8 protein-coding genes are annotated in these 7,572 nt (G+C 61.9%); 1 reads left to right on the top strand and 7 read right to left on the bottom strand.

What is annotated here, in order from left to right; translation table 11 throughout:
- Positions 1–649 (top strand): DNA polymerase (locus tag EN925_RS15115; protein ID WP_245487226.1); only part of this gene is annotated, 649 nt, incomplete at its 5' end.
- A gap of 151 nt (positions 650–800) precedes the next feature.
- On the opposite strand, the gene EN925_RS15110 is transcribed toward EN925_RS15115, so the two are convergent.
- From EN925_RS15110 to EN925_RS15080, 7 genes are all read right to left on the bottom strand, one after another.
- Positions 801–1,205, bottom strand: coding sequence for a Fur family transcriptional regulator (locus EN925_RS15110; protein WP_013529546.1), 405 nt, complete (start codon positions 1,203–1,205; stop codon positions 801–803).
- A gap of 193 nt (positions 1,206–1,398) precedes the next feature.
- Complete coding sequence (gene mgrA / locus EN925_RS15105; protein ID WP_013529545.1) at positions 1,399–2,445, bottom strand: L-glyceraldehyde 3-phosphate reductase; 1,047 nt, start codon at positions 2,443–2,445, stop codon at positions 1,399–1,401.
- A gap of 122 nt (positions 2,446–2,567) precedes the next feature.
- The gene (locus EN925_RS15100) at positions 2,568–3,710 is read right to left on the bottom strand and encodes a Gfo/Idh/MocA family oxidoreductase (protein WP_013529544.1); all 1,143 of its coding nucleotides are present in this window, start codon (positions 3,708–3,710) and stop codon (positions 2,568–2,570) included.
- An 11-nt stretch (positions 3,711–3,721) separates the two neighbouring features.
- Positions 3,722–4,468, bottom strand: a complete 747-nt coding sequence (locus EN925_RS15095; RefSeq protein WP_013529543.1) for a sugar phosphate isomerase/epimerase — start codon at positions 4,466–4,468, stop codon at positions 3,722–3,724.
- Positions 4,469–4,521: 53 nt separating this feature from the next.
- Complete coding sequence (gene ugpC, locus EN925_RS15090; protein WP_013529542.1) at positions 4,522–5,619, bottom strand: sn-glycerol-3-phosphate ABC transporter ATP-binding protein UgpC; 1,098 nt, start codon at positions 5,617–5,619, stop codon at positions 4,522–4,524.
- Positions 5,620–5,624: 5 nt separating this feature from the next.
- On the bottom strand, positions 5,625–6,557 hold the full coding sequence (locus EN925_RS15085) for a carbohydrate ABC transporter permease (RefSeq protein WP_024504414.1): 933 nt from the start codon (positions 6,555–6,557) through the stop codon (positions 5,625–5,627).
- A gap of 2 nt (positions 6,558–6,559) precedes the next feature.
- Positions 6,560–7,447, bottom strand: a complete 888-nt coding sequence (locus EN925_RS15080; protein ID WP_024504415.1) for a sugar ABC transporter permease — start codon at positions 7,445–7,447, stop codon at positions 6,560–6,562.
- Positions 7,448–7,572 lie beyond the last annotated feature (125 nt).

Genomic DNA, 7,572 nt, shown 5'->3' with positions numbered 1-7,572 from the left:
CGCCGAGATCCCGCAACTGCGGCAGGCTTTCGCCGACGGCGCCGACATCCACGCCATCACCGCGTCGGAGATGTTCAACGTGCCGGTCGAAGGCATGCCCTCGGAGGTTCGCCGCCGCGCCAAGGCGATCAATTTCGGCATCATCTACGGCATTTCGGCCTTCGGTCTCGCCAACCAGTTGTCGATCCCGCGCGAGGAAGCCGGCAACTACATCAAGAAATATTTCGAGCGCTTCCCCGGCATCCGCGATTACATCGAGGAGACCAAGGCTTATGCCCGCGAGCATGGCTTTGTCGAAACGATCTTCGGCCGCCGCATCCATTACCCCGACATCCGCTCCTCGAACCCGTCCCTGCGCGCTTTCAACGAGCGAGCCTCGATCAACGCCCGCCTGCAAGGCACCGCCGCCGACATCATCCGCCGTGCCATGATCCGCATGGAGGAGGCGCTGGAAAGAGCAGGGCTTTCGGCACGCATGCTGCTGCAGGTGCATGACGAACTGATCTTCGAGACCGTCGAGGCGGAAGTCGAGGCGACGATCCCGGTCGTGCGTCATGTCATGGAAAACGCGGCGATGCCGGCGGTCTCGATGTCGGTGCCGCTGCATGTCGACGCGCGCGCCGCCAACAATTGGGACGAGGCGCATTAGCACCAACGCAAGGTGTGTTGAGATTCAGATCAGGCCGAGTCGAAAATGGTGGATTCCGGGAGCCGGAGCGGAGCGTACTTTTCGTACGTGAGCACCGGAAGCGCAGGAAGCCGCCATTTGCAGGCCGGCATCATCTGAATATCAACTCACCTCAAGCCGCCTCAGCCAAACACTTGGCACATGTCCCGCGAAACTCGATCACCGCCTTCTTGGCGGCGAAGCCGGTGGAGCGCACCCATTCGTCCAAGCTGTGGCCGACATCGTGGTCGGACATCTCGGTGACCTGCCCGCATGTGTCGCAAATGGCGAAGGCAGTCATCGAATGGCTGTGGTCATGCGGCTCGGCGCAGGCGACGAAGGAATTGATGCTTTCAAGCCGATGCACGAAACCTGACTTCACCAGCGTGTCGAGCGCGCGATAGACCTGAAGCGGTGCGCGAAAACCGCGCTCGCGCAATTGGTCGAGCAAGGTGTAGGCACTGAGCGGTCCGCTGGCGGTCTCGAGTTTCTCGAGCACGCACAGCTGGTTTTTCGTCAGCACATCCCTTGCCGCCATGATCCTGTTTCCAACTCGCCTTGCGTCGCTTGCGCCGCGCACAAACGATCCATGTCCCCCCAGATAGCGACGAACAGGCATTTTTGCTACTGTTTCCAGCATTCTGCCCGCAAGGCGGCCGAGAACATCGATCGGAGCGGGGCAACAGGCAGGTTGCCCGCCGTTTTTCGCTTTGCCGGCTTATCGAGCGGACCTATTTCCTCGGCGGGCCTTTGCGCTCGGCAGAAGCCGCCCACAGATTGATGTCGGATTCGCGCGCGTAGGTGTCGATCTCGGCGAGTTCGGCATCGCTGAAGTCGAGCGCCTTGAGCGCGCCGACGCAGTCCTCGACCTGCTCCGGCCGGCTGGCGCCGATCAGTGCCGAGGTCACCCTCCCCTTGCGCAGCACCCAGGCCAGCGCCATCTGCGCCAGCGTCTGTCCGCGCCTGCCGGCGATGGCGTCGAGCGCCTTGATGTTGGCGATGGTCTTGTCGTTGATGAAGGCTGTCTTCAGCGACTTGCCCTGCGACGCACGGCTGCCGTCCGGAATGCCGCCGAGATACTTGTCCGTCAGCATGCCTTGCGCCAGCGGCGAGAACACGATGGAGCCAACGCCGAGCCCTTCGAGCGTGTCGAGCAAGCCGTCTTCCTCCACCCAGCGGTTCAGCATCGAATAGCTCGGCTGGTGGATGACGCAAGGCGTGCCAAGCTGCTTCAAGATATCGGCCGCCTCGCGCGTGCGCTGCGAATTGTAGGACGAGATGCCGGCATAGAGCGCCTTGCCCGAGCGCACGGCATGGTCGAGCGCACCCATCGTTTCTTCCAGCGGCGTGTCGGGATCGAAACGGTGCGAATAGAAGATATCGACATAGTCGAGCCCCATCCGCTTGAGGCTCTGGTCGAGGCTGGCCAGAATGTATTTGCGCCCACCCCATTCGCCGTAGGGCCCGGCCCACATCTGGTAGCCGGCCTTGGTCGAGATGATCAATTCGTCGCGGTAGGCAGCGAAGTCGGTGCGCAGGATCTCACCGAAGGCGGTTTCGGCAGAACCGGGCGGCGGACCGTAATTGTTGGCGAGGTCGAAATGCGTGATGCCGAGGTCGAAGGCCTTGCGCGCGATCGCCTGCTTGGTCTTATGCGGCGTGTCGTTGCCGAAATTGTGCCACAGGCCCAGCGAGATCGCCGGCAGCTTCAGGCCGGAGCGGCCACAGCGGTTGTAGACCATTTTCTCGTAACGGTTTTCGGCGGGCGTGTAGGGCATCGGAAAATCCTCGAATGGAAACGAGCCGGTCGGCTGCATTCGTCACAACGCGGCGAGTTGGCTCTGCCCCCCACCCTTACCCTCTCTCCGTCGAAACGGGGAGAGGGTTGAGGTGTGCTGCCCTATTTCTTCTTCGCCAAAAGCGCCTTGGCTTCCTTGACGCCAAGTGCGGCCGGCCGTTCGCAGGTGGTCTGCATGGCGACGAACTTGCCGGTTTCGCCGGAACGCAGCAGGCCGGTCATCACGTCGACGGCGTGCAGCGCCAGCTCCATCGAACAGCGGTGCGGCCGGCCTTCCGCGATCGCCACCGCCATATCGGCAAGGCCTGACGTGCGGTAGTTGGCCATCATGCCTTGCGAATGCATCTCGTTGGGCACGCCGAACGGATGCGGCCAGTTCGGCAGCTTCTTGACCGGTTTGGCCGCGACGGTGAAGCGAACGTCACCACCGAAGAAGTTCGGGTCCGGCACAAACACCGTACCCGCCTCGCCATAAAGCTCCATCGGCGCGTGGCCGTGGGCCCAGACGTCCCAGCTGGTGTTGAGCGTGATAACGGCGCCGTTCTCGAACTCCAGCAGGCCATGGATGGTCGTCGGTGTGTTGACCGGTATCTTTTCACCCGCGCGCGGCTTTGAACTGATCGTGCGCTCCTTGGCTGGCGTCGTGGCGAAGGCCGCGACCTGCTTCACCGGCCCGATCAGCTGGATCAGATTGGTGATGTAATATGGTCCGATGTCGAGCACCGGCCCCGCGCCTGGCTGGAAAAAGAAATCCGGATTGGGGTGCCAGTGCTCCATGCCGTGACCCATGACATGGCAGGTACCGCTCGTGACCTTGCCAAGCTTGCCGGTGTCGATCAGGTTGCGTACCAGCTGGTGCGCGCCGCCGAGGAAAGTGTCTGGCGCCGAGCCGATGCGCAGACCCTTTTTCTCCGCCCGCTTCTTAAGGTCGAGCCCTTCCTTGACCGACAGCACGAACGGCTTTTCCGAATAGACGTGCTTGCCGGCGTCGAGGATCTGCTTTGACACCTCATAGTGCACCGCCGGGATGGTCAGATTGACGATGATGTCGATGTCGTCGGCCTTGAGCAGGTCTTCGACGGTTTCGGCGCGCAGCTTGAACTCCTTCGCCCGCGCCTTGGCCGCCTCCATGTTGATGTCGGCGCAGGCACGCATCTCGATGCCGCGGAACAGCGGCGCCAGCGAAAAATACGCCTTCGAGATGTTGCCGCAGCCGATCACGCCGATGCCAAGTTTCTTTGCCATGCTGATTGCTCCTAATAGGTTTTGGCGGCTGCGATGGAGCGGCGGGCGAAACGCTCGATGTCGTTGGGGTTGTCCTGTTCCATGACGTAGTATTGGGCAGCACTCCTGGCACGCAACACCTTGATCAGGCCGGCCCAGTCGATGGTGCCATGGCCGACATCCGACCAGCCATCCTCATCCAGCCCCTCGCCGGGCTTGGCCATGTCCTTGACGTGGACGGCGCTGATGCGCTTGCCGTGTTTCTCGATCCACGGCAGCGGATCATCGCCGCCGCGCACCACCCAGGCAACGTCCATCTCCCAGCTGACATCGGGCGCGGATGACAGGATGTGGTCCTGCGGCACCGATCCGTCGGCAAGTTTCTTGAACTCGAAATCATGATTGTGCCAGGCAAAGCCGTAGCCGGCCTTTTTCGCGGCATCACCGACCTTGGCCAGGCGTTCGCCGAAACCACGCCAGCCGGCCACGTCGGATGGCCGCTGGTCGGGCATCAGGAAAGGGCAGATGAGCAGCGTGATACCGAGTGCGTCGGCGGTTTTGCGCACGCCGTCAAAATCGTTCTCGAGCGCGTCGATCGAGAAATGCCCAGTCGGCATGGCAAGCCCGTTCCTGTCGAGCTCGGCACGGAATGCCTTGGGATCATCATAGACGCCGCCGAAACCTTCGACCTGGGCGTAGCCGAGCTTGCCGAGCATGGCGAGCACACCGTCCCAGGGTTGGAAATTGCGGGCGCTGTAAAGTTGGAATGACCAATTCATCGTCTCTGTCCGTTTTGCTTGGGGATCGTCGTTGGAAGGTTGGTTCTCGGAAGCTAGATGCGTGTGCCGGTTGCGGTGTCGAAAAGCGAGGCGCGCATCGGATCGAATCCAAGCGTCACCGCCTCGTCGTTCTTGGGCGTGCGTTCCGAGGTCACTCGGACGCTGAAATTCTGCTGGGCAAGCTTCAGCCAGACCAGCGTGTCGGAGCCCATGGGTTCGACCACCTCGACATTGGCGGCCATCGAGAACGGCCAGCCGGTGCCGCTGTTCAGGCTGACATGCTCGGGCCTGATACCGAATGTGACGGGGCCGGGAGCCGGAGGCTTGGCAAAGTCGTAAGTGCCGAGCGGGATCTTGATATCCCCGGCCGCGAACCGCCAGCCGCCGTCGGCGTCTTCCAGGTGGCCATCGACGAAGTTCATTGCGGGCGAACCGAGAAAGCCGGCGACGAAACGGTTGACCGGACGGTTGTAGATGGTCTGCGGCGCATCGAGCTGCTGGATGACGCCGCCCTTCATCACCGCGATGCGGTCGGCCAGCGTCATCGCCTCGATCTGGTCGTGGGTGACGTAGATCATGGTGTTCTGCAGCTTGCGATGCAGCAGTTTGATCTCGACGCGCAGTTCGGCGCGCAGCTTGGCATCGAGATTGGACAGCGGCTCGTCGAACAGGAACACGTCGACATCGCGCACCAGCGCCCGTCCGATGGCGACGCGCTGGCGCTGGCCGCCGGAAAGTGCGGCCGGCTTACGCTGCAGCAGCGGCTCGATCTGCAGGATTTCAGCCGCCCGCGCGATCCGCTTGGCGATCTCTTCTTTTGGCGTGCCGGCGACACGCAGCCCGAAGGACAGGTTCTTCTCCACCGTCATTTGCGGATAGAGCGCATAGGACTGGAACACCATGCCGATGCCGCGGTCCTTGGGCTCTTCCCAGGTGACGTTCTTGCCCTTGATGAAGATGCGGCCTTCGGAAACGTCGAGCAGGCCGGCAATGCAATTGAGCAAGGTCGACTTGCCGCAGCCGGACGGCCCGAGCAGCACGATGAACTCGCCATCGGCGACATCCAGATTGAGCGTCTCCAGGACGGTCACCGCGCCGAAATTCAGCGACAGGTCCTGGATCGAAACGCTGGTATCGTTGGCTGCCGTCATCGCCATCACCCCTTCACCGCGCCGGCGGCGATGCCGCGTACGAAAAGCTTGCCGGAGATGAAGTAGACGATGAGCGGCACAAGCCCGGTCAGGATGGTTGCGGCCATATTGACGTTGTACTCCTTCACGCCTTGCACCGAATTGACGATGTTGTTGAGCTGCACCGTCATCGGATAGGTGTCGGGGCGGGTGTAGACGACGCCGAACAGGAAGTCGTTCCAGATGCCGGTCACCTGCAGGATGATGGCAACGACGAAGATCGGCAGCGACATCGGCAGCATGATGCGCAGGAAGATGCCCCAGAAGCCGGCACCGTCGACACGTGCCGCCCGGAACAGCTCCTCCGGCATCGAGGAGAAATAATTGCGGAACAGCAGCGTCAGGATCGGCATGCCGAAAATGGAATGGACGATCACCAGCCCGCTGAGGCTGCCATAGAGGCCGATCTCGCGCAGGATGATGACGATCGGATAGATCATCACCTGGTAGGGAATGAAGGCGCCGACGATCAGGATGATGAAGAACGTATCGGCGCCCTTGAAGCGCCAATTGGCCAGTGCATAACCGTTCACCGAGGCGATGGCGATCGACAGCAGCACTGACGGCACGGTGATGCGCACCGAATTCCAGAAGCCGCGCGAAAGTCCGTCGCAGTTAAGGCCGGTGCAGGCAGTCGACCACGCCTTGACCCACGGTTCGAAAGTGATCTCGAGCGGCGGTGAGAAGATGTTGCCGAGCCGGATCTCCGGCATGCCCTTGAGCGAGGTGACGACCATGACGTAGAGCGGCAAGAGGTAGTAGACCGCCATGACGAACAATGTGCCGTATAGGAAGACGTTGCGGCGCGAAATCACGCGGCGCGGCTTCGGGCCGTAGGGATCGGTGATGCCCTGGCGCGCGCCGGCGGCGGTGCTCGCTTGAGCGGTGATGTCTGCCATGCTCATTTGCGCCGCCCGAACTCGAGATAGGCCCAGGGCACGATGACGATCACCACCGAGAGCAGCATCATGGTCGAGGCAGCAAAGCCCTGGCCGAGGTTCTGGGCGAAGAACATATAGTCGTAGACGTATTTGGCCGGCACTTCGGAGGCGATGCCCGGGCCGCCGCTGGTCTGGGCCACGACGAGGTCATAGACCTTGACGATGCCGGCAGCGATGATGACGAGCGTGGTGATGAAGACCGGCCGCATCATCGGGATGACGATGAACAGATAGGTCTTCCACATCGGGATCCCATCCACCCGCGCCGCCTTCCAGATGTCCTCGTCAATGCCGCGCAGGCCGGCCAGCATCAGGCACATGATGAGCCCTGTGCCTTGCCACAGCGCCGCGATCGATATGCCGTAGATGACGATGCTGGAATTGTAGAGCGGGTCGAAGCTGAAGCTCGTCCAGCCTAAGTCACGGACCACATGCTGGATGCCGAAATCCGGATTGAGCAGCCACTGCCAGACCAGGCCGGTGACGATGAAGGAGAGCGCGAAAGGATAGAGGAAGATGGTGCGCAACGTGTCCTCGAAGCGGATCTTCTGATCGAGCAGTGCTGCAAGCAGGAAGCCGATGACCAGCGAGAACACCAGCGAGATCGCGCCGTAGATCAGCAGGTTTTCGATCGAGATCAGCCAGCGCGGCGTCGCCCACAACCGGTAGTATTGGTCGAGCCCGACGAAATTCAGCCGCGGCAAGAGCTTCGAATTGGTGAAGGAATAGAGCACCGTCCAAACGGTGCCGCCGACGAAAACCACCATGGCGGTGAGGATCATCGGGATCGAGGCGACCTTCGCATTGAGGTTGCGGAACAGAAGGTTGGGGCGTTCGCTCTTGCTCATCTCGTCAGCCGGCTGGGTAAGGGCGGTGCATTCCCGGCCCTGCATTCGCAAGGCCGGGAGCGAGGTGGGTTGCCGCCAGCGTCAGTCCGCCGAAGCGATGAGGTCGGCGAAGCGCTTCTGTGCGT

Source organism: Mesorhizobium sp. M7A.F.Ca.US.006.04.2.1, from assembly GCF_004022915.1.
Lineage (GTDB): Bacteria > Pseudomonadota > Alphaproteobacteria > Rhizobiales > Rhizobiaceae > Mesorhizobium > Mesorhizobium ciceri.
The sequence above is the reverse complement of the archived record's forward strand: the minus strand, read 5'-3'. Positions and strand labels throughout refer to the sequence as shown.

Excerpts from the sequence above, each read along its gene's own strand:
- EN925_RS15110 (WP_013529546.1), bottom strand. The coding sequence starts at position 1,205 with ATGGCGGCAAGGGATGTGCTGACGAAAAACCAGCTGTGCGTGCTCGAG.
- mgrA (WP_013529545.1), bottom strand. The coding sequence starts at position 2,445 with ATGCCCTACACGCCCGCCGAAAACCGTTACGAGAAAATGGTCTACAAC.
- EN925_RS15100 (WP_013529544.1), bottom strand. The coding sequence starts at position 3,710 with ATGGCAAAGAAACTTGGCATCGGCGTGATCGGCTGCGGCAACATCTCG.
- EN925_RS15095 (WP_013529543.1), bottom strand. The coding sequence starts at position 4,468 with ATGAATTGGTCATTCCAACTTTACAGCGCCCGCAATTTCCAACCCTGG.
- ugpC (WP_013529542.1), bottom strand. The coding sequence starts at position 5,619 with ATGACGGCAGCCAACGATACCAGCGTTTCGATCCAGGACCTGTCGCTG.
- EN925_RS15085 (WP_024504414.1), bottom strand. The coding sequence starts at position 6,557 with ATGGCAGACATCACCGCTCAAGCGAGCACCGCCGCCGGCGCGCGCCAG.
- EN925_RS15080 (WP_024504415.1), bottom strand. The coding sequence starts at position 7,447 with ATGAGCAAGAGCGAACGCCCCAACCTTCTGTTCCGCAACCTCAATGCG.